The sequence below is a fragment of the Streptomyces sp. NPDC037126 genome, assembly GCF_055605965.1.
The window spans coordinates 1-22,643 of record NZ_JBVJTD010000015.1 but is presented as its reverse complement, the minus strand read 5'-3'; the positions used below and the strand labels follow the sequence as shown (position 1 = coordinate 22,643).

The 22,643-nt window shown below is 74.4% G+C and carries 21 protein-coding genes and 3 pseudogenes; 16 read left to right on the top strand and 8 right to left on the bottom strand.

Translation table 11 applies throughout. The features are described 5' to 3' along the window. The first annotated feature begins 32 nt into the window (after nt 1–32). Nucleotides 33–617, top strand: a complete 585-nt coding sequence (locus ACZ7FF_RS28755) for a TetR/AcrR family transcriptional regulator (RefSeq protein ID WP_470815584.1) — start codon at nt 33–35, stop codon at nt 615–617. After that, complete coding sequence (locus ACZ7FF_RS28750) at nt 610–1,344, top strand: alpha/beta fold hydrolase (RefSeq protein ID WP_470815583.1); 735 nt, start codon at nt 610–612, stop codon at nt 1,342–1,344. Before ACZ7FF_RS28755 ends, ACZ7FF_RS28750 begins: the two co-directional genes overlap by 8 nt. Here the strand turns inward: ACZ7FF_RS28750 and ACZ7FF_RS28745 are convergent. Together ACZ7FF_RS28745 and ACZ7FF_RS28740 are read right to left on the bottom strand one after the other, a co-directional pair. After that, nucleotides 1,278–2,087 carry an isocitrate lyase/PEP mutase family protein gene (locus ACZ7FF_RS28745; protein WP_470815581.1) on the bottom strand — a complete coding sequence of 270 codons (810 nt, stop codon included), beginning with the start codon at nt 2,085–2,087 and terminating at the stop codon, nt 1,278–1,280. The two genes, ACZ7FF_RS28750 and ACZ7FF_RS28745, sit on opposite strands and share 67 nt — an antisense overlap. Before the next feature lie 96 nt (nt 2,088–2,183). Continuing rightward, on the bottom strand, nt 2,184–3,890 hold the full coding sequence (locus tag ACZ7FF_RS28740; RefSeq protein ID WP_470815892.1) for a DUF2264 domain-containing protein: 1,707 nt from the start codon (nt 3,888–3,890) through the stop codon (nt 2,184–2,186). Nucleotides 3,891–4,129: 239 nt separating this feature from the next. On the opposite strand from ACZ7FF_RS28740, the gene mmuM reads away from it, so the two are divergent. Then, nucleotides 4,130–5,059, top strand: a complete 930-nt coding sequence (gene mmuM, locus ACZ7FF_RS28735; RefSeq protein ID WP_470815579.1) for a homocysteine S-methyltransferase — start codon at nt 4,130–4,132, stop codon at nt 5,057–5,059. Between the two features lie 229 nt (nt 5,060–5,288). Here mmuM and ACZ7FF_RS28730 read toward each other — a convergent pair whose 3' ends face one another. Beyond that, nucleotides 5,289–6,857 carry a carboxylesterase/lipase family protein gene (locus tag ACZ7FF_RS28730; protein WP_470815577.1) on the bottom strand — a complete coding sequence of 523 codons (1,569 nt, stop codon included), beginning with the start codon at nt 6,855–6,857 and terminating at the stop codon, nt 5,289–5,291. A gap of 198 nt (nt 6,858–7,055) precedes the next feature. On the opposite strand from ACZ7FF_RS28730, the gene ACZ7FF_RS28725 reads away from it, so the two are divergent. After that, complete coding sequence (locus ACZ7FF_RS28725; protein WP_470815575.1) at nt 7,056–7,259, top strand: hypothetical protein; 204 nt, start codon at nt 7,056–7,058, stop codon at nt 7,257–7,259. A gap of 92 nt (nt 7,260–7,351) precedes the next feature. Here ACZ7FF_RS28725 and ACZ7FF_RS28720 read toward each other — a convergent pair whose 3' ends face one another. Continuing rightward, entirely contained in the window at nt 7,352–7,618 is a 267-nt protein-coding gene (locus ACZ7FF_RS28720) for a hypothetical protein (RefSeq protein WP_470815573.1), read from the bottom strand. Beyond that, nucleotides 7,615–8,478 (bottom strand): isocitrate lyase/PEP mutase family protein, encoded by an 864-nt coding sequence (locus ACZ7FF_RS28715; RefSeq protein WP_470815571.1) that lies wholly within the window; start codon nt 8,476–8,478, stop codon nt 7,615–7,617. The genes ACZ7FF_RS28720 and ACZ7FF_RS28715 overlap by 4 nt, the downstream gene beginning before the upstream one ends. Before the next feature lie 297 nt (nt 8,479–8,775). On the opposite strand from ACZ7FF_RS28715, the pseudogene ACZ7FF_RS28710 reads away from it, so the two are divergent. After that, nucleotides 8,776–9,405: pseudogene (locus ACZ7FF_RS28710) on the top strand (VOC family protein); the annotation flags it as partial. Between the two features lie 94 nt (nt 9,406–9,499). After that, nucleotides 9,500–9,901: a VOC family protein gene (locus ACZ7FF_RS28705; RefSeq protein ID WP_470815569.1), complete on the top strand. Its 402-nt coding sequence runs from the start codon at nt 9,500–9,502 to the stop codon at nt 9,899–9,901. On the opposite strand, the gene ACZ7FF_RS28700 is transcribed toward ACZ7FF_RS28705, so the two are convergent. From ACZ7FF_RS28700 to ACZ7FF_RS28690, 3 genes and pseudogenes are all read right to left on the bottom strand, one after another. Continuing rightward, a complete protein-coding gene (locus tag ACZ7FF_RS28700) occupies nt 9,884–10,570 on the bottom strand; it encodes a helix-turn-helix domain-containing protein (protein WP_470815567.1) in 687 nt (228 codons plus the stop codon). The genes ACZ7FF_RS28705 and ACZ7FF_RS28700 overlap by 18 nt on opposite strands. An 80-nt stretch (nt 10,571–10,650) precedes the next feature. Continuing rightward, entirely contained in the window at nt 10,651–11,601 is a 951-nt protein-coding gene (locus ACZ7FF_RS28695; protein WP_470815566.1) for an AraC family transcriptional regulator, read from the bottom strand. 638 nt (nt 11,602–12,239) lie between these two features. Then, nucleotides 12,240–13,364 (bottom strand): annotated as a pseudogene (locus tag ACZ7FF_RS28690) (YihY/virulence factor BrkB family protein); the annotation flags it as partial. Between the two features lie 142 nt (nt 13,365–13,506). On the opposite strand from ACZ7FF_RS28690, the gene ACZ7FF_RS28685 reads away from it, so the two are divergent. From ACZ7FF_RS28685 to ACZ7FF_RS28640, 10 genes and pseudogenes are all read left to right on the top strand, one after another. Further along, nucleotides 13,507–15,144, top strand: a complete 1,638-nt coding sequence (locus ACZ7FF_RS28685) for an acyl-CoA dehydrogenase family protein (RefSeq protein ID WP_470815564.1) — start codon at nt 13,507–13,509, stop codon at nt 15,142–15,144. Nucleotides 15,145–15,475: 331 nt separating this feature from the next. After that, nucleotides 15,476–16,765, top strand: a complete 1,290-nt coding sequence (locus ACZ7FF_RS28680) for a helix-turn-helix domain-containing protein (RefSeq protein WP_470815891.1) — start codon at nt 15,476–15,478, stop codon at nt 16,763–16,765. A 161-nt stretch (nt 16,766–16,926) separates the two neighbouring features. After that, nucleotides 16,927–18,261: a hypothetical protein gene (locus tag ACZ7FF_RS28675; RefSeq protein ID WP_470815562.1), complete on the top strand. Its 1,335-nt coding sequence runs from the start codon at nt 16,927–16,929 to the stop codon at nt 18,259–18,261. Between the two features lie 122 nt (nt 18,262–18,383). Continuing rightward, on the top strand, nt 18,384–18,956 hold the full coding sequence (locus tag ACZ7FF_RS28670) for a GNAT family N-acetyltransferase (protein ID WP_470815561.1): 573 nt from the start codon (nt 18,384–18,386) through the stop codon (nt 18,954–18,956). A 127-nt stretch (nt 18,957–19,083) separates the two neighbouring features. Further along, on the top strand, nt 19,084–19,167 hold the full coding sequence (locus tag ACZ7FF_RS28665) for a putative leader peptide (RefSeq protein WP_309486338.1): 84 nt from the start codon (nt 19,084–19,086) through the stop codon (nt 19,165–19,167). 124 nt (nt 19,168–19,291) lie between these two features. Then, nucleotides 19,292–20,992: a nitrite/sulfite reductase gene (locus tag ACZ7FF_RS28660; protein WP_470815560.1), complete on the top strand. Its 1,701-nt coding sequence runs from the start codon at nt 19,292–19,294 to the stop codon at nt 20,990–20,992. Further along, nucleotides 20,989–21,171 carry a hypothetical protein gene (locus ACZ7FF_RS28655; protein ID WP_470815558.1) on the top strand — a complete coding sequence of 61 codons (183 nt, stop codon included), beginning with the start codon at nt 20,989–20,991 and terminating at the stop codon, nt 21,169–21,171. Before ACZ7FF_RS28660 ends, ACZ7FF_RS28655 begins: the two co-directional genes overlap by 4 nt. Further along, nucleotides 21,168–21,878: a phosphoadenylyl-sulfate reductase gene (locus tag ACZ7FF_RS28650; RefSeq protein ID WP_470815557.1), complete on the top strand. Its 711-nt coding sequence runs from the start codon at nt 21,168–21,170 to the stop codon at nt 21,876–21,878. The genes ACZ7FF_RS28655 and ACZ7FF_RS28650 overlap by 4 nt, the downstream gene beginning before the upstream one ends. A gap of 83 nt (nt 21,879–21,961) precedes the next feature. Continuing rightward, nucleotides 21,962–22,498, top strand: a complete 537-nt coding sequence (gene cysC / locus ACZ7FF_RS28645) for an adenylyl-sulfate kinase (RefSeq protein WP_470815889.1) — start codon at nt 21,962–21,964, stop codon at nt 22,496–22,498. Then, nucleotides 22,495–22,643: pseudogene (locus tag ACZ7FF_RS28640) on the top strand (sulfate adenylyltransferase subunit CysD); the annotation flags it as partial. The gene cysC and the pseudogene ACZ7FF_RS28640, both read left to right, overlap by 4 nt.

The following is a 22,643-nucleotide window of genomic DNA, read 5'->3' as shown; positions in this document are numbered from 1 at the left end:
GATTCCTCCTGGATACCCAAGGAGGTGGGCGCGTGGCACGTGCGGGACTCACGCCCGAGCGGCTGGTGGCGGCAGCCGCCGAACTCGCCGACGAGGCGGGCTTCGAGCAGGTCACGCTGTCCGCGCTGGCCCGCCGCTTCGGCGTGAAGGACGCGAGCCTGTACTCGCACGTCCGGGGCCTGGAGGACCTGCGCACCCGGCTCGCGCTGCACGCGGGCGGCGAGCTGGTCGACCGGATCGCGGTGGCCGTGGCCGGCCGTGCGGGCAAGGACGCGCTGGCCGCCTTCGCCGGCGCCTACCGCGCTTACGCGCTGGAGCACCCGGGCCGGTACGCGGCCACCCAGATCCGCATCGACCAGGCACTGATCGCCGGCTCCCCCGCCCTGCGCCGCACCGCCGAGATCACCTACGGCATGCTGCGTGGCTACGGCCTGGACGAGCCCGATCTGACGGACGCCGTACGCCTGCTGCGCAGCACCTTCCACGGCTACTGCGCCCTGGAGGCCGCGGGCGGTTTCGGTGCGGACCGGGACGTACGGGCGTCCTGGGACAAGGCGATCGACGCCCTGCACCTGGCCCTTCGGCACTGGCCCCGGGAGAGGAAGAGCGATGACTGAGCCACGGCACGGCGACGACCAGGACCACTACGACGTCACGGGCAGCGGGCCCGTGCTGCTGCTCGTACCGGGCGGGGCCGGGCACCCGATGGGGCTCGGACCGCTGACCGAGCGGCTGGCCGCGCGGTTCACCGTCGTGACGTACGACCCGCTCGGGCTCGCCCACGGCCGGCTCGGCCGGCCGGTGGCCGAGCAGCGGGTGGCGGACTGGAGCGAGGGGGCCCACCGGGTGCTCCGGGCGGTGCTGCCCCCGGGCGAGTCCGCCTACGTGTTCGGCACCAGTTCCGGCGGCATCGCGGTCCTCGATCTGCTCGCCCGGCACCCGCGGCGGCTGGCGCACGTGGTCGCGCACGAACCGCCGTGCGTCACCGTGCTGCCGGACGGGGCTGAGCGGCGGGCGGAGCTGATCGCCCAGCTCGACGGAGCCGGACGGCCGCCCGCCGAGGGCCAGTCGGCGACCCCGATGGGCGTCTTCCTCGCTCGGGTGCTGCATCCGTTCACCCGGTACACGCCCGGCCCCACCGCGCCCCCGGGGCGGCTCACGCTCGCCGCCGGCTCGGGCTCGCGCGGCCAACTGCTCCACCGGACCACCGAGTTCCTCGCCGGGCGGCTCGGCGGGGAGTTCATGGAGTTCCCCGGCGGGCACCTCGGCACGCTGGATCACCCGGCGGAGTTCGCCGACCTGCTCACCGAGGCGTTGCTCCGCAGTGCGCACACCTCGTCGTAGGAGGGTGTCGTACCTCCGGGGGTGCGGCCGGCGGCGATGTCCGCCACCGCGTCCAGCGCCGCGCCGAGCGCCCGCCGGTACGGCAGCGAGCCGAGGCTGATCCTGGCGACGCCGAGGCCGGCCAGCTCGGGGACGGTGGATCCGGCGGGCGAGTACAGGATGTTGAGGGGGACGCCGAGCCGGCGGACGAGGGCCGCGATCCGCGCCGGGTCGGTCAGCCCCGGCACGAACACGCCGTCGGCGCCCGCCTGCTGGTAGGCGTCGAGCCGCCGGAGGGTGTCCGTCTCGTCCCCGTCGCCCGACCAGTGGGTGTCGGTGCGCGCGTTCACGAACATCCCGGGTACGGCGGCCTTGACGGCGGCGATCTTCGCCGCGTGTCGCGCGCTCGGTCCGAGGGCGTCCTCCAGATTGACGCCGACCGCCCCCGCGAGCCACAACTCCGCTGCCAGTTCAGCCACTTCGCCGGGATCGTCGCCGAAGCCGGCCTCGGCGTCGACCGAGAGGAGCCAGGGCCCCCGGCCGAGGGTCCCGGCGAGCCGCACGGTGTCCCCGCGGGTCGCCGCCGCCCCGTCGGGCAGGCCGGCGGCCGCCGCCACCGCGAGGCTCGACGTGGCGATCGCGGGGAACCCCCGGGCGGCCAGGGCGGCGGCCGAGGCGTGGTCCCAGGCGTTGGGCAGCAGCAGCGGCTCCCCCGGACGGCGGTGGAGTGCGGCGAAGGACGCCGCACGGTGCTCTGCGGTCATGCAGCCATGCTGCACCCGGATCGGTTCGGCGCCCGCCGAACCGTGCCGACCCGCCGGTGGAGCCGGCCGGACGACCGCGGCGGAAGAGCGGGCCCCTCACTCCCGCACGGTGACGTCGGCGCCCCGCTCCGTCAGCCGGACCCGTGCCGTGCCCGCCCCGCTCCAGCGGACCTCAAGCCCGCCGGGCCCGTCCGCCCGCACGGACACCAGGTCCGCGAGCGGCGCCGGGTCGGGTTCGCCGGTCAGCCGGGCCAGCGCGGCGAACAGCGTGGGGCCCGGCCCGGTGGTGCCGGTGAGGGAACCCCCGGCCGGATCGGCCAGACCGACGGCGGGCAGCAGTTCGGCCCGCGGGCCGCCTTGCCCCACGGCCCAGCCGGTGACCCTGACCGGGGTACCGGGAGCCGCGCCGGCCACCAGGTGCGCCCGTACCTCGGCCGCGCCCCGGGCCAGCACCGCGGTGGTCACGGTGATCCCGTCGCGCACGGTGTGCCGGGAGGCGATCCAGCCCTCGCCGGTGCCGAGCGGTTCGATCCGGGTACGGCTCGCGTCGCCGCCGACGAGCACGCTGTTGTCGTACGAGGGCGTGGGCACGGTGGCGGTGGAGTAGCCGAGCCGGGTGTAGTACGGGTCGTAGCGGACGTCCTCGCTGCCGTGGTTGTGCAGCCGGACCAGGCCGTCCGAACGGGTCGACTGCAGCAGCCAGTTGGGGGCGGGCAGGGACCGCACCTCGTCGGCGCGCTCGACCGGGGCCGGTTCCTCGGTCGCGGTCCACACCTCGTGGCCGGGCGGCAGCAGCAGGCCGAGGAAGCCCTTGCTCGCCCAGTACGGGGAGGCCGGGCCCGAGTAGTCCTGCAGGACCGCCTCGTCGGGGCCGAGCCAGCCGAGGGAGAGCAGGCCCCGTTCGTCCACCGCGCCGCCGTCGAGGAAGTACCGGAGGGCGCCGGAGGCCAGCCGGCGGGTCTCCCCCGGGGACAGGGGGGTGTGCCCGGTCAGCGCGCCGAGCCAGAGCGGGGCCGTCGCCGCGAACCGGTAGGTCAGGGAGCGGCCCTGGTGCATGGGGGCGCCGTCGCCGCCGAACAGGCGGGCGTGGTCGGCGAGATGACGGGAGAGCCGCTCCCCGTAGCGGGAGAGCAGTTCGCCGTCGTCCGCGAGCCAGGCGTGGAGCACCGGGTACAGGTGCATGGCCCAGCCGTTGTAGTGGTCGAACTTGCGCCCGTCGCCGTCGGTGTACCAGCCGCCGCCGACGTACCAGCCCTCGATCCGCTCCAGTCCTCGGTCGATCACCTCGCGGGCCGCCTCCTCCCGGTGTCCGATCCCGGCGAGGAACCCGCCCACGGTGACCGGGAACAACTCCCAGTTGCACGGCCAGGGTTCGGCGGTGAGCGCGTCCGCCAGCCATGCGGCCGCGCGCTCCCGCACACGGTCGTCCAAGCGGTCCCACAGCAGCGGCCGGGTCAGCCGCAGGGCGAGGGCGACGGAGGCGGCCTCGACGAGGGGCTGGCTGCGGTCCGCGACCCGCGGCCAGACACCGCCGGGACCGGCCGCGAGGCCCTCGGCGTACCGGCCGAGCGTGTTCTCGTCCCGGCGGAAGGCGGCCAGCAGCAGCGTGCGCGCGTAGCCCTCCAGCCCGTCCGACAGGCGTCCGGACCGGCTCTCGCGGCCGCCGGGCAGGTGGTAGAGGGCGCGGTCGGGGGTGGCGTACGGCTCGACGGCGGCGAGCAGGGCGTCGGCGGCGGCCTCCCAGTGGGCGCGGGTGTAGCCGGTGTACGGGCTCGGGGCGCGGTCGTCGGCGGGCAGTCGGATCACGGCAGTTCCTTCCCGGCGTGGCCCGGGACGCCCCGGTTCCGGTCGGGGCGCCCCGGGGGCTCGTCCCACCGCGCCCGGCCCTCGGGCACCGGCTGCCCGGGACCGTACCGCACGGGGGCAAGCGCTCTCTAGATCTTCGGCGCGATTGTTTCCGCAGGTCATGCGGAACGCCGCGGGGATGCCCGCCTGCTGGACCGCGGGGTCCTCCGGCGGCCCGGTGGGACTAGCGTCGTGGCATGAGCAGCAGCGCCCCCTCCCCCGACCTCGCCGGCGCCCTCGCGGCCGGGACCGTCGTGCTCGACGGCGGCATGTCCAACCAGCTGGCGGCGGCCGGGCACGACCTGAGCGACGAACTGTGGTCCGCGCGGCTGCTCGCCGAGCGGCCGGACGCGATCACCGAGGCCCATCTCGCCTACTTCCTGGCGGGCGCGAGCGTGGCGATCACCGCCAGCTACCAGGCCACCTTCGAGGGCTTCGGGAAGCGTGGCATCGGCCGTGCGGAGGCGGCGCGGCTGCTCGCGCTGAGCGTGGAACTGGCCCGTACGGCGGCCCGGCGGGCCCGGGACGCGGGCGCCCGCCGGCCCCTGTGGGTGGCGGCGTCGGTCGGACCGTACGGGGCGATGCTCGCGGACGGCTCCGAGTACCGCGGCCGGTACGGGCTGAGCGTGGCGGAGCTGGAGCGCTTCCACCGGCCCCGGCTGGAGGTGCTGGCCGCCGCCGCGCCGGACGTCCTGGCGCTGGAGACCGTCCCGGACGCCGACGAGGCCGCCGCGCTGCTCGGGGCGGTGCGGGGACTCGGGGTGCCGGCCTGGCTGTCGTACACCGTCGACGGCCTGCGCACCCGGGCCGGGCAGCCCCTGGAGGAGGCCTTCGCACCGGCCGCCGACGCGGACGAGGTGATCGCGGTGGGCGTCAACTGCTGTGCGCCCGAGGACGTGGCGCCCGCCGTGGAGATCGCCGCGCGGGTCACCGGGAAGCCGGTCGTGGCCTACCCCAACAGCGGCGAGGTCTGGGACGCCGCGGCCCGTTCCTGGAAGGGCCGCACGACGCTCGACGCCGAGCGCGTCAGGGCCTGGCGGGACCGCGGCGCCCGGCTGATCGGCGGCTGCTGCCGCGTCGGCCCGGAGACGATCACCTCCATCGCGGCGGCGCTGGACACGCTCTGAACCGGGGAAGACGGGGCGCCGGGCGGGGCAGGCCGGGGCGCGGGATGACTGAGCCACCCGCGGTTCCCGGGCGGTGAAGGTCGGCGCCGGGCGGACGGCGGAATGGCGGCTGGTGCGTCTGTGGCCACCGGCGCCCCGATGCACCGTCCCGCGGGCGCCGGACTCCTGCTGCCGCCGGTGCTGTGCAACCACCGCCGAACGACGGTCAGTTCGACCTGTGGGTGGCGTGTCAGCGGCGCAGGGTGCCGACCGAGCGGCGCAATCGGCGTACCGCGGTGGCCAGTTCGACTCCGGGGGCGCGGGGGACGGAGGCCGGCGCCGGCTCCGCCGGGGCCGCCGACCAGAGGGCGTTCTCCGCGTCCCGCGGGCCGTGGACGGTGTGCGGGGCGCCGTCGCCGAAGACCCGCACGGGATGTGAGGCGTCCCAGCCCTGCCAGCCCGGTTCCCCGGTCGTGGCGAACCGGACCCAGGCACCGTGCATCGCGTCGCACAGCTCCTGCGGGGCGCCCTCTCCGGCCAGCTTCTGCGACTCGGGCGTGTCACCGCTGTCGAACACGAAGCCGAGTTCCAGGGCGTGGCAGGCGCCGAGCCCGGGGCGGCGGGAGGGCCATGCGAACTCGTAGAGGTAGGAGGTGCCGGGGCGGGCGTCGGCGAGGCGGTGCAGCGGCATGCGCAGGAGGTGGTCGGTGACCATCTGGCCGACGACCTCGGCGGCCCCGGCGTCGGGGTGCAGGGCGCGGTAGCCGCGTGGCACCTCGTGGCCCGCGTGGCAGCGGGCCATGGCCCCGGCGACGGCGACGGCGCCGAGCCGGTCGACGCGCTCCAGCAGCCCGCCGGGCACCAGCCACAGCCGGTACTCGTCGCGGGTCCAGCCCATGAGCAGCTCCACGCCCTGCGCCGCCTCCCCGTCGATCAGGGCCCTGAGCGGGTCGCCGGGCACGAGGTCGCCGTCGGCGACGACGCCGAACGCCGGCCCGCCCAGCACCGGGCTGCTCAGCCTGCCGACCTCGCCCTGGGTGTGCAGCAGCAGGTCGCGGTCGACGGCGGCGAAGGCCTCGGCGGTGGCCGGGATCTTCAGCCGGGTGGCCATCCGGCGTACCATCCGCCGCACCTTGTCCCGGTCCGACAGCTCCGGCGCGCCGCTCTGCAGCACCGCCCGCCGGACCAGGCCCCGGGAGTGCGGGGAGGCGAGCAGCACACCGGCGCTGATCGCGCCCGCCGACTGGCCGCAGAGGGTGATGCGGTCCGGGTCGCCGCCGAAGGTCGCGATCGTCTCGTGGACCCAGCGCAGCGCGGCGAGCTGGTCGTGCAGGCCGGCGTTGGCCGGCGCGTCCGGGAACAGCCCGTAGCCCTCGACGCCGAGCCGGTAGTTGACCGACACGCAGACGACCCCGTCCCGGGCGAAGGAACCGCCGTCGTACACGGGGACCGCCGAGGAGCCCCTGGTCAGCGCGCCGCCGTGCAGCCACACCAGGACCGGCAGCCGGGCCCCCGGAGCCGGCTCGGGGGTCCAGACGTTGAGGTTGAGACAGTCGTCGCCGGGGATCTCCGGGTCGGACAGGTACTGGGCGAACGCCTCGGAGTACGGCGGTTTGGGGGCTGTCGGCCCGAAGGCGGCCGTGTCGCGCACCCCGTCCCAGGGCTCGGCGGGCCGGGGCGGCCGGAACCGCCGGGGGCCGAAGGGCGGGGCGGCGTACGGGATGCCCCGGAACACCGCGATGCCGCGCTCGTACCGGCCGCGTACGGCCCCGTGGGGCGTTCTGACCACGGGGCCCGCCTGGTCTGCGTCTGCCGTCATCGCCCACCGGCCCTTCGCGTGCTCATGCACCGTTCACATCAGAGCACCACACCGCCCGGATGTATTCCGGTGCACAGACCCCGGACTGGGCCGTTCGACGTACCCGGGGCACCGACGGGCCCGGTGACCGGCCCCGGCCGCCTGGAGGGCGCGGCCGCGCGGCGGTGACCGGGCGGTGGAGCGGATCGTTGGGCGGGTATGGACCTCACCCCGCGCACCGCAGCGGCCGTCGCCGTCGCCGCAGTCGGCCTGGTCACCGCGTACGGCACGGCACACGCCGGCTCCCACACCCTGGCCCCCGGGCCGCACCGCGCCACGGTGTCCGTGCCCGTGGGCGGGCACGCCCCGGAGGCGAACGCCGGGGCGGCCGGGAAGGACCGCGACGGCCTCGCCGGGGACTGAAGATGCGGATGGTCGGGTGCCTCCCCCGGGAAGGCACCCGGCCGTCGCCGGCCGTCACCGCAGGGAGTCGGCGCCCCCGGTCGCCCCTCTCCTCAGTCCTCCCCGTGCCGGGCGGCCCCGACGATCGCCTCGACCACGTCGACGGCACTGCCGTCGTGGTCGCTGCCGGCCGTGCCGCTTCCGGTCTGCAGGTTGGCGGCCCGGTCCACCTCGAGCCAGGAGTCGGCGTGCGAGTTGTCGATCACCGTGACCAGGCTTCCGGACGCGGCCGCCGGGAGGGCGCCCGCGCCGAGGAGCGCCGCGGCGGCGGCCGCCGCCATCCCGATCCGGGGCCCGAGCGCCCGTCGGCCGCCGGTCACACCCCCACCCCCTCGGGCGCCCGACGCTCGGGGGCGATGTTGCGCTCCAGCAGGCTGGTCGACGCCCGTACGCCGACCCCGCTCGACGGGTCGACCTCCGGCAGCCGCCCGTCGGCCGCCTTCAGCCCGCAGAGCGCGCTGTCCATCGCCTCGTGCGCGGCGAACAGGCAGGGGGTGCTGTAGATCGCCACGTCGACGCCGAGGTCGGACAGCTCGCCGAGGGAGAGGCGGGGCGACTTGCCGCCCGCGATCTGGTTGAACAGCAGCGGCTTGTCTCCGACGACCTCGCGGATCCGCTCGATCCACTCGACGCTGCGCACCCCGTCCACCAGGACCACGTCGGCGTCGGTCGCGGCCAGCCGTTCGGCGCGGTGCAGGATGTCGTGCTCGTCGGTGGCGTCCGTGCGGGCCACCACGACCAGGTCGCGGCGGGTCCGGAGCACCTTGTCCAGCTTCTCCAGGTACTCGTCGAGCGGCAGCACCTGCTTGCCGTCGGCGTGCCCGCAGCGGCGGGGCCGCTTCTGGTCCTCCAGGATCACGCCGGAGGCGCCGATGCGCTCCAGCCCCTCGACGACGTGACAGGCGACCTCGGGGTCGACGTACCCGTCGTCGATGTCGACCAGCAGATGGTGGTGCGGGAACGCGCCCCGCAGCCGCTGGACGAAGGCCACCATGTCGGGCCAGGCGATGAATCCGATGTCCGGCAGGCCGTAGTACGAGGCCGCGAAGCCGAAGCCGGAGACGAACATCCCGTCGTAGTGCTTGGCCGCGATCGACGCCGAGTACATGTCGTACACGCCGATCAGCGGTGTGGTCCCGGGCCCGGCGATGCGATCGCGCAGCTGCTTTCCGTAAGTCAAGGTCCGGCTCCTCCGGTGTGGGTGACACGGGGGCGTGGGCCGCCGCGTCTCGACGACCTTTGCCAAGACAAGAGCATCTCTAGGTACGCACATGACCATGCGTATACGCGAGCTTTACTCACTCCGACGGCGTAACCCGTTCACCGCAGAAACGTCACTTGGTGAGCCGTCCCGCCCAGCACGGCCCGCCGTCCAGGTGAGCCGGGGGCCGCGCGAGGGCTGCTCCGCACCCGCCCCACCGGCTACGGCCGGTGGCGGCCTTGAACCGCACGGGCGATGACCGTAGCCTCCCGCGGAATGACAGCCGTTCCCCCGCACCTGGACCACCTCGTCCTCGCCACGCCGGACCTGGCCGCGACCGTCGCCGAGTTCGCGCGCCGGACCGGGGTGACCCCCGCGCCGGGTGGTGTGCACCCGGGCCGGGGCACCCGGAACCACCTGGTGGGACTGGGCGGCCGCAGCTATCTGGAGATCATCGGCCCGGACCCGGAGCAGTCCGGGCCCGCCGGGCCCCGGCCGTTCGGCGTCGACCGGCTGACCGGGCCGCGGGTGCTGACCTGGGCGATCAGCCCGCCCGACCTGGACGCGGCGATCGCGGCGGCCCGCGCGCGGGGCTACGACCCGGGGCCCGTGCACCCGATGAGCCGCCGCACCCCGGACGGCACCGAGCTGCGCTGGCGGCTGACCGACAGCGACCGCGCGCACCCCTCCGGTCTGGTGCCGTTCCTCATCGACTGGGGCGACTCCCGCCATCCGACCGCCTCAGGACTGCCGGTCACCCCGCTGCTGGAGGTGACCGCCGCCCTGCCCGAACCGGAGGAGGTGCGCGGCCCCCTGACGGCCCTCGGCACCGGCCTGTCCCTCACCGCGGGCCCGGCCGCACTCACGTTCACCGTGGACACCCCCAACGGGCCGGTCACCTTCGGCTGGGCCCCCGGCGGCACGAGCCGCGGAACCTCGTTCCCCGCGGGTGTCCGTTTTCTTCAAGACCGGCCGTGCGGCGGCTGCCTACGGTGGGCGCATGACCGCACGATTCGCCGTGATCGGCGCGGTGGCCTCCGACATGGCCGCCTCGCTCACCTTCTACCGCCGCCTCGGCCTCGACTTTCCCGAGGGTGCCGAGACCCAGCCGCACGTCGAGGCCGAGCTGCCCGGCGGGCTGACCTTCGCCCTCGACACCGAGGACACCGTCCGCTCCTTCCACCCGGCGTGGCGGCCGCCGGCCGGGGGCGGCCGGCTCGGGCTCGCCTTCCGGTGCGGCTCGCCGGCCGAGGTCGACGCGCTGTACGAGGATCTGGTGGGTGCCGGGTACCACGGGGAGCTGAAGCCGTGGGACGCCTTCTGGGGGCAGCGGTACGCCACCGTGCACGACCCGGACGGCAACGGCGTCGACCTGTTCGCCCCGCTACCCGGCGCCGAGTAGCTCACCGAGCGGCATCCCCGCGAACTCCCTTACCTCACGGGCGAGATGGGGCTGGTCCGCGTACCCCGCGCGGACCGCCGTCTCGGCGTACGGGACACCCGCGCGGGCCAGCGCCAGGGCCCGTTGCAGGCGCAGGACCCGGGCCAGGGTCTTCGGGCCGTAGCCGAACGCGTCCAGGCACCGGCGGTGCAACGTGCGGGCACCGACGCCGAGTTCACCGGCCGCGGCGGACACCGCGCGGCCTTCGGCCAGACACCCGACCAGCCGGTGCAGCAGCGGATCGGGGGCCTCCGCCGCCGCGGCACACTCCAGGGCGACGCCCTCCAGCGCCGTCGCCGGATCGGGCGCCGCCTCGATCCTGCCGGACAGTCGCCGGACCCGGGAGGCCGGCCACAGGTCGGCCAACTCCACACGCCTGTTCCGCAGTTCGTGCGCCGGCACGCCGAGCAGGGCGGGTGCGGTGCCCGGGAAGAAGCGGACGCCCGCCCAGGTACGGGCCGGGCCCTCGGGGACGTACGGACGGGTGTCGGGGCCGGCGACCAGCAGCCGTCCCTCGCTCCACAGCAGGTCCATGCAGCCGTCGGGCAGCACCGGCCGGACAGTGCTCCCGTCCGGGCTGTTCGTCCACACGACCCCGCCGGTCAGCACCGACGCCCGCTCCGCGTACACGCGTGCCAGGGTACGTCGGCGCCGGGGGGCGTGCGCTCGGCTCGGACAGCCGGTCCGGACATCCCGCCCGGGGCGCACCCTCACCGCCGGACCAGGCCGTTCCCGGTCCGGTGTTCCTGGGGGCTGATGCCGTGGAGGCGTTTGAAGGCGGTGGAGAGGGCGAAGGCACTGCCGTAGCCGACCTGGCGGGCGATGGCCTCCAGGGTGAGGTCGGTGTCGCGCAGGCGGTCCGCGGCGAGGGCGAGCCGCCAGCCGGTCAGGTAGGTCATCGGGGGCTCGCCCACCAGGTCGGTGAAGCGGCGGGCCAGGGCCGCACGGGACACCCCGGCCTCGGCGGCGAGCACGGCCACCGTCCACGGACGCGCCGGGTCGCCCTGCAGCAGGCGCAGCGCCCGGCCGACGACCGGGTCGGCCAGGGCCCGGTACCAGGCGGGTGCCGCCGCCTCCGGGCGGGAGAACCAGCCTCGCAGCGCGCTGATCAGCAGCAGGTCGAGCAGGCGGTTCAGGACCACCTCCTGGCCGGGCTCGTCGCGGACGATCTCCTCCGTGAGCAGCGGGATCAGCGGGCTGGGCGACACCTCGGCGGGCAGCGTCAGCAGGGGTGGCAGGGCGTCGAGCAGCCGGCCGCTGATCTCGCCGCGCATCAGGTACGTGCCGATGAGCATCATCGTGCCGGCGTCGGGGCGGTCGCCCCAGGTACGCACCCCGAGGTCCATGGAGCCGTTCAGGGAGCCGCCGTCGGGGTAGCCGCACTCGCCGCCGGGCAGGATCAGCGCCTGCGGAGCGGTGCCGGGGGCGTCGGCGCAGGTGTACGGCTCCGGGCCGCGCGCGACGGCCAGGTCGCCGGGGCCGAGCCGGGCCTCGGTGCCGTCGGCGTCCGCGGTGATCCAGCAGCTGCCGCGGGCCATGATCATCAACGTCAGCGGTGCCCGGTCCGCCACCCGCACCGCCCACGGCGGATCGAAGCACGCCCGGATCATGAAGGCGCCGCGCGCCCGTGGACCGTCCAGCAGGCCGACGAGTGCGTCCATGGGGGCAGCGTAGACGCAGGTACGAGGTGACGAGCGGGCGTCCTGCGCGCACCCACCGCGGCGGCCCGGGGGCCGGCCGGACGGCTGCGGGAGAGGAGATCACCGGGCACCGGGGCCTCGCGGCGCTCCCAAAGGTGAGGGTGGCCGGGTCCCGCTGGGCCGCTGCTCGTGTCGTGCGTCGCGAACCGTTTCGCCGGTCACCTCCGGGGGTGAGCCGCGCCCCCGTTGCCGTCGCCACCCCGCCGGTGCCGGCCGCCCCCGTCATCGGGCAGGCGCGGCCCGCCCGCGGCGTCCGGCAGGTCCGGCCCGCTCCCGTTGTCCGGCAGCCACCGGCCGTCACCCCGGCCGTCCGCGTGCGGCCCGGTCCCCCCGCGCTGCGGGTACCGCGTGCTCCCGGTGTCCGACGGACGCCGGTCACCGGCCCCGCCGTCCGGCCCCGGCCCACTCGCCCCGTCCCACCGGCCCGGCCCGCGCTCCCGGTCCTGCGGGCCGTACCCGCTCCCGCTGCCCCCGCCCTGCGCGGCCGGACCGCTCCCACCGCCCCGCGCGTACGGCCCGGTCCCCGGGTTCTGCGGGCGGTGTTCCCCGGCGGGCTTCTCCCGCGGACGCTCGTCGGCGGCCTTCGCGCCGGCCTTCTGCGGGTGCGGGGAGTGCTTCACGTGGGTGCGGAGGCGGGACGTGACGTCCTCCGGGGGGAGGAAACGGGACCAGCGCTCGGGGAACTCCGAGGGCATGTCGGGGTCGTCCGGGTCGTCCGGGTCGGTGTCGCGGCCCGCCGCGGCGCGGGCGACGTAGTCGGCGACCTGCGCCTCGCGCATCCGTTCGTTGGCCTCGCGGGCGGCCGCCGTGGCGGCGGCCGGCCAGACGCGGTCGATCGCGGCGTTGACCGCGGCCCCGACCAGCACGGCGAAGGCCGACACACCGATCCACAGCAGGACGGCGACGGACGCGGCGAGGGAGCCGTAGATCGTGGCGCCCTCGATGCTGTGCACGAGGTAGATGCGGAGCAGGAAGCTGCCGAGGACCCACATGGCCAGGGCGACGAGGGCGCCGGGGACGTCCTCGATCCACGGCGAGCGCACCGGCACGGAGACGTGGTACAGCGTGGTGAGGAAGGCGATGGACAGGACGATCACGACCGGCCAGTACAGGACCTGGACGACCGTCGCGGACCAGGGCACGAACCGCACCACCGCGTCCGGCCCGGCCACCATCAGCGGCAGCGCCACCGAGCCGATCAGCAGCGCCACGATGAACAGCAGGAAGGCCATGATCCGGGTCTTCACGATGCCCCGGACGCCGTCGAGGCCGTACATGACGGTGATGGTGTCGATGAAGACGTTCACCGCGCGCGAGCCCGACCAGAGGGCGAAGACGAAGCCGATGGAGATGATGTCGGGCCGGCCGCCCTTCATCACGTCGTGCAGGATCGGCTGGGTGATCTCCCTGACGCCCTTGTCGGACAGCACGGTCCGGGAGGCGTCGAGGATGTTGGTCTCCAGGCTGGCGATGGTGTGGGTGCCGGTCCAGGTGTCGACGTAGGCGAGCAGCCCGATGAGGCAGAGCAGCAGCGGCGGCACGGACAGCAGGGTGAAGAACGCCGCCTCGGCCGCAAGGCCCAGGATGCGGTACTCCATGCAGGAGTTGACGGTGTCCTTGAGCAGCAGCCAGGCGGTCCTCCGCTTGGAGACGTTCCGGTAGAGGGCTCGGGCCCGGTGGAGGCGGCCGGCCGGCCGCTCGGGGGGTTCACTTGCTGGCTGCACGACCCAAAGGTATCCGCAGGACCCCGCCGCACTCACCTCGCGGGGCGAGGCCGGCCCCGCCGACCGGAACCGGCGCCCCGACCGGCGGCGCTGTGCCACTCTGGAGGTCATCACCGCCGCCGTCCCGGGTAGGTTCGCAATCATGGCAGGCACCCCCACCCACACCGTGACGAACCAGCCGCCGCCACTGGTCGGCTACGACCTCTACACCGCCGACCGGGCCCTCGTGGACGCCGTCGAGCGGCACACCCCGGACGACGTCATGGACGAGGTGCGCGCCGAGCTGTCCGCGCTCGGCCGGGCCTCGGGCTCGGCCCAGGTGCAGGAGTGGGGGGTGCAGGCCGAGACGAATCCGCCCCGGCTGCGCACCCACGACCGGTACGGCCACCGGATCGACGAGGTGGAGTTCCACCCCGCCTGGCACCGGCTGCTCGGCAAGGGCGTCTCGGCGGGACTGACCGGCGCGTGGACGCGGCCGGCCGGGCATGTGCGCCGGGCGGCCGGGTTCCTCGTCTGGACGCAGGTCGAGGCGGGCAACTGCTGCCCGCTGTCCATGACCCACGCGGCCGTGCCCGCGCTGCGCACCGACCCCGGGCTGGCCGCCGTGTGGGAGCCCCGGCTGACCTCCACGATCTACGACCGGGAGCTGCGGCCCGCCGCGACGAAGCCCGGGGCGATCTTCGGTATGGGCATGACCGAGAAGCAGGGCGGCAGCGACGTACGGGCGAACGCCACCGCGGCCCGCCCGCTCGCGGAGGACGGCACCTACGCGCTCACCGGGCACAAGTGGTTCTGTTCGGCTCCGATGTCGGACGCGTTCCTGGTGCTGGCCCAGGCCCCCGAGGGCCTGACCTGCTTCCTGGTGCCGCGCGTGCTGGCGGACGGCAGCCGCAACGTCTTCCTGATCCAGCGGCTCAAGGACAAGCTGGGCAACCGGTCCAACGCCTCCGCCGAGGTCGAGTTCGACGGCACCTGGGCGCGCCGGGTCGGCGAGGAGGGGCGCGGGGTGCGCACCATCATCGAGATGGTCGCCGCGACCCGGCTGGACTGCGCACTGGGCTCGGCGGGCCTGATGCGGCAGGCGGTGGCGCAAGCGATCCACCACTGCGACCACCGTGAGGCGTTCGGCGGCCGGCTGGCCGACAAGCCGCTGATGCGCAACGTCCTCGCCGACCTCGCGCTGGAGTCCGAGGCGGCGACCGCGCTCACGCTGCGGCTGGCGGCGGCCTACGACGACGGGGGCGAGGAGGAACGCGCCTTCTTGCGGCTGGCCGTGCCGGCCGCCAAGTACTGGGTGACCAAGCGGTGCGCGCCGGTGGCGGTCGAGGCCGCCGAGTGCCTCGGCGGCAACGGGTACGTGGAGGAGTCCGGCCTGCCCAGACTGGTGCGCGAGTCGCCGCTGAACTCCGTCTGGGAGGGCGCCGGGAACATCCAGGCGCTGGACGTGCTGCGGGCGCTGCAGCGGGAGCCGGGCGCGCTCGACGCCTGCCTCGCCGAGATCGGCCGGGCCCATGGCGCCGACCACCGCCTCGACCGGGCGGTGAAGGACTTCTTCACCGAACTCGCCGATCTGGAGGGCGCCGAGGGCCGGGCCCGGCGTCTGGTGGAGCGCCTCGCGCTCGTCCTCCAGGGCTCTTTGCTGGTCCGCCACGCGCCCCCGGAGGTCGCGGACGCCTTCTGCGCCTCCCGCCTGGGCGGCGACCACGGCTCGGCGTTCGGCACCCTGCCGACGAGCCTGGACCTGGAATCGGTGGTGGAACGGGCGCGCCCGGTCTCCTGAACCGCGGGGCCGGGGCGAGGTGTTCGGAGCGCCTGTGAAAGCCCCGGAGGGGGTGGTGCTGCGCCGACACGGCACCACCCCCTCCACCTGGGCCCGTTGCAGCCCGCGGACGCCGCGCACGGCGCCCTGGTCAAGTCTCAGCCACCTACCGACGGTTCACCAGGGTTGCAGGGGGTTGCAACTTGTTGGTGCACATGCGCGGAGTGTGTGCCTCCGGCCTGCCCGGACCGGCAGTATGAGAGGTGGAGTCGGCCCGGAAACCGCCGCCCGGACCGCTTGACAAGTATGTTCGATGCCCTTCTCCGGGAGGAGCCAAGTGGTGAACCCGCCGATGAACGTGGCGCGCCTGGCCGCCGTGGACGCGGCGCAGGCGGCGCGGGTGCTGAGCGAGGTGCGTGAGGCCACACTCGCCGGTCGACGTGCGCGGATCGCGCCCCGGCCGGTGATCGAGCAGTCGTGGGGCCGGATGCTGCGCAGCGGAGTCGACCCCGACCGGGACTTCAGGTCCGGGCTGCTGCCCTCCGACGAGGTGCGGCGCAGACGCGAGGAGTCACCGCTGCGCCACGTCATGCCGGTGCTGCGCGAGGGTCTGCTTTCGGTCGCGGACGTCGCCCAGCACATCATGGTCGTCGCGGACGCCGACGGGCGCGTGCTGTGGCGCGAGGGGTCCGGTGCCGTGCTGCGCAAGGCGGACGGCCTCGGCTTCGAACTGGGCGCGGACTGGCGGGAAGACGTCGTCGGCACCAACGGGGTCGGCACCCCCGCGGTCGTACGGCGGCCCGTTCAGGTCTTCGGCGGGGAGCACTTCGTCCGCTCGCACACCTCCTGGACCTGTACGGGCGCCCCGATCACCGACCCGAGGGACGGCCGGATGCTCGGTGTCGTGGACGTCAGCGGCCCGCTGGAGACGATGCATCCGGCGACCCTCGCCTGGGTGGACGCGGTGGCCAAGCTGGCCGAGGCGCGGCTGCGCGAGCTGCATCTGGGCTCGCTGGAGCGGCTGCGGGCGGTGGCGGCGCCGGTGCTGGCGCGGCTGGACGGGCGGGCGCTGGTGGTGGACCGGGACGGCTGGACGGCGGCCGTGACGGGGATGCCGTATCCGCGCCGGGTCGCGCTGCCCAAGTCGCTGGCGCCGGGGCGCCGGTGGCTGCCCTCGCTCGGCTCGTGCACGGTGGAGCCGCTGGCCGGGGGCTGGTTGCTGCGGGCGGACGACGAACCGCGGGCCACCGCGACCACCCGGCTCGTGCTGGACCTCTCCAGGCCCGGCCGCCGGGCGCTCACGGTGTCGGCCTCGGCGGGCTCCTGGTCGCGGGAACTGAGTCCCCGGCACGCCGAGTTGCTGTACCTGCTGGCCGAACAGCCCCGGGGGTGCGGGGCGGCCGACCTGGCCGAGCGCCTGTTCGGGGATCCTTCACGTACGGTGACGGTGCGTGCCGAGATGTCGCGGATCCGGCGGTACCTCGGGGAGCTTCTGCAGCACCGGCCCTACCGTTTCGCCGAGGCCGTGGAGGTCGAGGTGCTGCTCCCCGACGACCCCCGTGACCTGCCGCCCCGGTCGACTGCGGCGGCGCCGGCACGGCGGCGGACGGCCGTCGGGGGCGATCGCCCGGCGCCGCCGTGAGGGCCCGTGCACGGTTCCTCCGGCGTGTCTTCCACGTATTTGCGGGGTCTTCGCCCTACGCGGACCGTTACTGCCGTAGCATCCCGTACGGGCCTCACCACCTGTTCCTTGCGTCAACGTACTGATCTTCAGGCGCAGTTGGACGGCCCTCGGGAGGAGAGATGAAGCATCGCGGCAGACACCGCCGGCGCAGGCGGGGTGCTGCTCTGCGCGCGGTCCTGACCGGGACCGCGCTGGCGCTCACCGCTACCGCCACGCTGATCAGCGCGTCCCAGGCCCAGGTCACCGAGAGCCCCGGTGCGCTCAAGCCGCTCTCCTCCCCGGCGGACACCGGCCGGTTCCGGCTCCAGGAGCGACTGGTCCCGGCCCGCACCCTGAACCGGCTTGCCGCCGCGATGGGCCGTCCGGTCGGTGTGGACGCCGTGCTGAACAGCGCCGACCACGGCATGCGCGAGTCCGCCGACTGCTCCTCCGCCGACCGGGCGTCCCTGCCCGTCGCGCCGGAGGCCTCCCGCGCCTACTGCTGGGACCGGGCCGACACCGCGGGCACCGACTGGCGCCCGGCCTCGGTGACGACCTCCGGGGCCGCCGACGACGACGGCGTCTGGGGCACCCACCGGGTGGTGCTCACGGGCTGGACCCACAGCACCACCGCCGGGCGGTCCGCCGAGCGGGGCCTCGCCCGGGTCGCCTTCGTGAACGCCGACGACCCCGCCCGACTCTCCTACCGCTGGGTGCTGCTGGTGGTGCCGGTGAGCGGCGGCCGTGACTACCGGGGCCTCGCCTCCGGGATCTCCGGCATGGTCTGGTACCAGGACAAGCTGCTGGTGACCACCAGGACCGGCAGCGCCGACGCGCTCTACGTCTACGACCTCGACCGCATCCAGCGCACCACGGTCGACGGACCCGCGATCGGCCGGGTGCGCGGCGGCTGGTCCGCCGACGGCTACCGGTACGTGATGCCCGCGATCGGCTCCTACCGCTTCGCCTCCGGCCGCTGCGCCCCCGCCGGGCCGCCCTGTCCCGGCGCGCTCGCCGTCGACCGCGGCACCGTGCCGGACAGCCTGGTCGCGGCCGAGTGGACCGAGCCCGGCGCCGGCCGGCGCGCCCGGCTGTGGCGGTACCCGCTGAGCACGGCCCCCGCGCGCGGCGGGTTGCTGGCCGCGGACGCGCGGGGCCGCGTGGACGCGGACGAGGCCTATACGACCCGGGCGTCGGGGATCCGGGGTGTGCTGTCGTACCGGCAGCCGGGGGCGGACGGTGCGTCCTGGTATGTGGGACGCCTGCCCGATTCCCGGGACGGACACGGCGGACTGTGGCGCCAGGACACCGGCGGCGCGAAGGCGGCACGTTGCGGCTCGGACGCCTCCCATCGCTGCTGGGCCGCCGACGCCGGCTCCCTGTCGTACTGGCAGGCGACCGGCGAGGTCTGGTCGCTGTCGGACCGCATGCTGTTCGCCCTCCCCCTGGCCGAACTCGACCGCTCACTGGACTGACCTGCCACGACGTTCGCCGGTGTGGGCGACGGGCCGCCCGTCGCGCCCCGCCCCGGCCGACCGGTGACCGGGGTGACCGGGTCGATCGACAGACTCGGGGGCGGGATGATTCCCTGGCCCGCATGAGCAGCGTCCCTGTCACCACCTGGTCCCTGGAGCAGACGTCCCCGGCCGACCTCCTGCCCGCCGCCGCGCCCGAGGGCGATGTGCGGATCGTGCGCGCCGAGGCCCCCTCCCCCGAGTTCAGCCGATACCTCTACACCGCGGTCGGCGGGGACATCCGCTGGACGGACCGGCTCGGCTGGACGTACGCGCGGTGGCAGGAGCACCTGGAGCAGCCCGGCGTGGAGACCTGGGTGGCGTACGACCGGGGCACCCCGGCCGGCTACGCGGAGTTGGAGCCGCAGGACGAGGGCGTGGTCGAGATGGTCTACTTCGGTCTCGTCCCCTCCTTCCGCGGCCGGCGCATCGGCGGGCACCTGCTGGCGTACGGCGCGGCCCGCGCCTGGGACCTGGCCGAGCGGTGGCCCGGGCGGACGCCGACCAAGCGGGTGTGGCTGCACACCTGCAGCAAGGACGGCGAGTTCGCCATGGACAACTACCAGCGGCGCGGCTTCAAACTGTTCGACACCAAGGTGGAGCTGGAGCCGGAGGCGGCGACGCCGGGTCCGTGGCCCGGCGCATACCCTGCCTGACCTGCCGGGACAAGCCTCCCGGAAGCGCATGTGAGCGACGACACCCTTGTTCCGCATGGTGGGACAAGGGTGTCCGCATGATGGATAAAGCTGGACTGTGTCCAGATCGCCGTGACACGCTTCCGTCATGTCTGGAACTGGAATTGCCTTGGTGAGTCGGCGGCACGTCGACCTCGGCCGCATGTCCAGCGCCATCTGTCCGGCGAGCTGAGTCCACAGCACCGCCGTTCTCCCCGTAACTGATCCCTGCCCGCGCAAGGACGCGCACCCATGCCCGCGTGCGCCCGCATGCGCAGGTCAGTGCCGCTTTCCGCCTTTCCGAAGGACGTACAACCATGGCCGCCACCCCGCAGGATCCTGCCGCCTCCGCGCCCCGCCGCAAGGTGAGCCGTCACCGCGGTGAGGGTCAGTGGGCCGCAGGCCACTTCACCCCGCTGAACGGCAACGAGCAGGTCAAGAAGGACGACGACGGTCTCAATGTGCGGACACGCATTGAGACGATCTACTCCAAGCGGGGCTTCGACTCGATCGACCCCAGCGACCTGCGCGGCCGGATGCGCTGGTGGGGGCTGTACACCCAGCGCAAGCCCGGGATCGACGGCGGCAAGACGGCGATCCTGGAGCCGGAGGAGCTGGACGACCGCTACTTCATGCTGCGGGTGCGCATCGACGGCGGCGCCCTGACCACCCGGCAACTGCGCGTCATCGGTGAGATCTCGCAGGAGTTCGCGCGGGGCACCGCCGACATCACCGACCGTCAGAACGTCCAGTACCACTGGATCCGGATCGAGGACGTGCCGCAGATCTGGGAGCGGCTGGAGGCCGTGGGCCTGTCCACCGTCACCGCCTGCGGCGACACCCCGCGCGTGATGATCGCCTCCCCGGTCGCGGGCATCGCCGAGGACGAGATCATCGACGCCACCCCGGCACTGGAGGAGATGAAGCGCCGCGTCCTGAACAACAAGGCGTACTCGAACCTGCCGCGGAAGTTCAAGACGGCCATCTCGGGTTCGCCGCTGCTGGACGTGGTGCACGAGATCAACGACGTCGCCTTCGTCGGCGTCCGGCACCCCGAGCACGGACCGGGCTTCGACCTGTGGGTCGGCGGCGGTCTGTCCACCAACCCCAAGCTGGGCGTGCGGCTCGGCGCCTGGGTGCCGATCGACGAGGTCCCGGACGTCTACGAGGGCGTCGTCTCGATCTTCCGTGACTACGGCTACCGCCGGCTGCGCAACCGCGCCCGGCTGAAGTTCCTGGTCGCCGACTGGGGCCCGGAGAAGTTCCGCCAGGTGCTGGAGGACGAGTACCTGGGCGGACGCAGGCTGGTCGACGGCCCCGCCCCCGAGCAGCCGGTGCAGCGGTGGCGCGACCACATCGGCGTGCACCGGCAGCGCGACGGCCGGTTCTACGTCGGCTTCGCCCCGCGCGTCGGCCGGGTCGACGGCGCGACGCTGACGAAGATCGCCGACCTCGCGGAGGCGCACGGCTCGGGCCGGGTCCGTACCACCGTCGAGCAGAAGATGATCGTCCTCGACGTCGCGGAGGACAAGGTCGACTCGCTGGTCGACGGCCTGGAGGCGCTGGACCTCTCCGCCCGGCCGTCCACCTTCCGGCGCGGCACCATGGCCTGCACCGGCATCGAGTTCTGCAAGCTCGCCATCGTCGAGACCAAGCAGCGCGGCTCGCAGCTGATCGACGAACTCGAGCGCCGGCTCCCGGACTTCGACGAGCCGATCACCATCAACCTCAACGGCTGCCCGAACGCCTGCGCCCGCATCCAGGTCGCGGACATCGGTCTCAAGGGCCAGCTGGTCCTGGACGACCAGGGCCGGCAGGTCGAGGGCTACCAGGTGCACCTCGGCGGCGCGCTCGGCCTGGAGCCGGGCTTCGGCCGCAAGGTCCGCGGTCTGAAGGTCACCTCGCAGGAACTGCCGGACTACATCGAGCGGGTCCTCACCCGCTTCCAGGACGAGCGCGAAGACGGCGAGCGGTTCGCCGCCTGGGCCGCCCGCGCCTCCGAGGAGGCCCTGTCGTGAGCGAGCGGGCCGCCCCCTTCCACTGCCCCTACTGCGGCGACGAGGACCTGCGTCCGAACGAGCAGGGACACGGCGCCTGGGAATGCGGCGCGTGCAACCGCGCATTCCAGCTGAAGTTCCTCGGGCTGCTCGCCCGGGGCCTGCGGCGAGCCGACGACGGAGGGGACGAGCAGACATGACGACCGCTCAGCAAGACCGTACGGCAGCGGAGTTGAAGGTACTCGCCGAGCAGGCGGGCCGCGACCTGGAGGACGCCTCCGCCCTGGAGATCCTGCGGTGGGCGGTGGACACCTTCGGCAGGCAGTTCTGCGTGACCTCCTCCATGGAGGACGCCGTGGTCGCCCATCTCGCCTCGCGCGTACTCAAGGGCGTCGACGTCGTCTTCCTCGACACCGGCTACCACTTCCCGGAGACCATCGGCACCCGGGACGCCGTCGAGGCCGTGATGGACGTCAACGTCATCACCCTCACGCCCCGGCGGACGGTCGCCGAGCAGGACGCCGAGTACGGCCCGAAGCTGCACGACCGGGACCCCGACCTGTGCTGCAGGCTGCGCAAGGTGCAGCCGCTGGAGGAGGGACTCGAGGGCTACCAGGCGTGGGCGACCGGCCTGCGCCGCGACGAGTCCCCGACCCGGGCGAACACCCCGGTCGTCGGCTGGGACGAGAAGCGGCAGAAGGTCAAGGTCTCCCCGATCGCCCGCTGGACCCAGGAGGACGTGGACGCGTACGTCGCCGAACACGGTGTGCTCACCAACCCGTTGCTGATGGACGGCTACACCTCCGTCGGCTGCGCCCCGTGCACCCGCCGGGTCCTGGAGGGCGAGGACGCCCGGGCCGGCCGCTGGGCGGGCCGCGCCAAGACCGAGTGCGGGCTGCACGGATGACCGCGCCCACAGCGACTCCCACGCCGTCCGCGGCCGCCGTCGCCGCCGCACCGGACGAGACCACTGCGACCCAGGAGAACCACGTGACCACCGGAGCCACCGTCTGGCTCACCGGTCTGCCGAGCGCCGGCAAGACCACCATCGCGTACGAGCTGGCCGGCCGGCTGCGCGCCGAGGGCCACCGCGTCGAGGTCCTCGACGGCGACGAGATCCGCGAGTTCATCTCCGCGGGCCTCGGCTTCTCCCGCGAGGACCGGCACACCAACGTGCAGCGCATCGGATTCGTCGCCGAACTGCTCGCGCGCAACGGCGTCAAGGCGCTGGTCCCGGTGATCGCGCCGTACACGGACAGCCGCGACGCCGTGCGCAAGCGGCACGAGGAGAACGGCACCCCGTACCTGGAGATCCATGTGGCGACCCCGGTCGAGGTGTGCAGCGTGCGCGATGTGAAGGGGCTGTACGCCAAGCAGGCCGCGGGCGAGCTGACCGGGCTCACCGGGGTCGACGACCCGTACGAGGAGCCGGAGGGGCCCGACCTGCGGATCGAGTCGCAGGACCAGACCGTGCAGGAGTCCGCGGCCTCCGTGTTCGCCCTGCTGAGCGAGAGGGGACTGGCATGACGACCGTGGCGAAGGTCGAGGAGGGCACGGACAGCCCGTACGCGCTCTCCCACCTGGACGCGCTGGAGTCCGAGGCGGTGCACATCTTCCGCGAGGTGGCGGGCGAGTTCGAGAACCCGGTGATCCTGTTCTCCGGTGGCAAGGA

Bases quoted from the DNA above. Each gene is read 5' to 3' on its own strand.
- ACZ7FF_RS28750 (WP_470815583.1), top strand. From the start codon at position 610: ATGACTGAGCCACGGCACGGCGACGACCAGGACCACTACGACGTCACG.
- ACZ7FF_RS28745 (WP_470815581.1), bottom strand. From the start codon at position 2,087: ATGACCGCAGAGCACCGTGCGGCGTCCTTCGCCGCACTCCACCGCCGT.
- mmuM (WP_470815579.1), top strand. From the start codon at position 4,130: ATGAGCAGCAGCGCCCCCTCCCCCGACCTCGCCGGCGCCCTCGCGGCC.
- ACZ7FF_RS28730 (WP_470815577.1), bottom strand. From the start codon at position 6,857: ATGACGGCAGACGCAGACCAGGCGGGCCCCGTGGTCAGAACGCCCCAC.
- ACZ7FF_RS28725 (WP_470815575.1), top strand. From the start codon at position 7,056: ATGGACCTCACCCCGCGCACCGCAGCGGCCGTCGCCGTCGCCGCAGTC.
- ACZ7FF_RS28705 (WP_470815569.1), top strand. From the start codon at position 9,500: ATGACCGCACGATTCGCCGTGATCGGCGCGGTGGCCTCCGACATGGCC.
- ACZ7FF_RS28695 (WP_470815566.1), bottom strand. From the start codon at position 11,601: ATGGACGCACTCGTCGGCCTGCTGGACGGTCCACGGGCGCGCGGCGCC.
- ACZ7FF_RS28685 (WP_470815564.1), top strand. From the start codon at position 13,507: ATGGCAGGCACCCCCACCCACACCGTGACGAACCAGCCGCCGCCACTG.
- ACZ7FF_RS28680 (WP_470815891.1), top strand. From the start codon at position 15,476: ATGAACGTGGCGCGCCTGGCCGCCGTGGACGCGGCGCAGGCGGCGCGG.
- ACZ7FF_RS28675 (WP_470815562.1), top strand. From the start codon at position 16,927: ATGAAGCATCGCGGCAGACACCGCCGGCGCAGGCGGGGTGCTGCTCTG.
- ACZ7FF_RS28670 (WP_470815561.1), top strand. From the start codon at position 18,384: ATGAGCAGCGTCCCTGTCACCACCTGGTCCCTGGAGCAGACGTCCCCG.
- ACZ7FF_RS28665 (WP_309486338.1), top strand. From the start codon at position 19,084: ATGTCTGGAACTGGAATTGCCTTGGTGAGTCGGCGGCACGTCGACCTC.
- ACZ7FF_RS28660 (WP_470815560.1), top strand. From the start codon at position 19,292: ATGGCCGCCACCCCGCAGGATCCTGCCGCCTCCGCGCCCCGCCGCAAG.
- ACZ7FF_RS28650 (WP_470815557.1), top strand. From the start codon at position 21,168: ATGACGACCGCTCAGCAAGACCGTACGGCAGCGGAGTTGAAGGTACTC.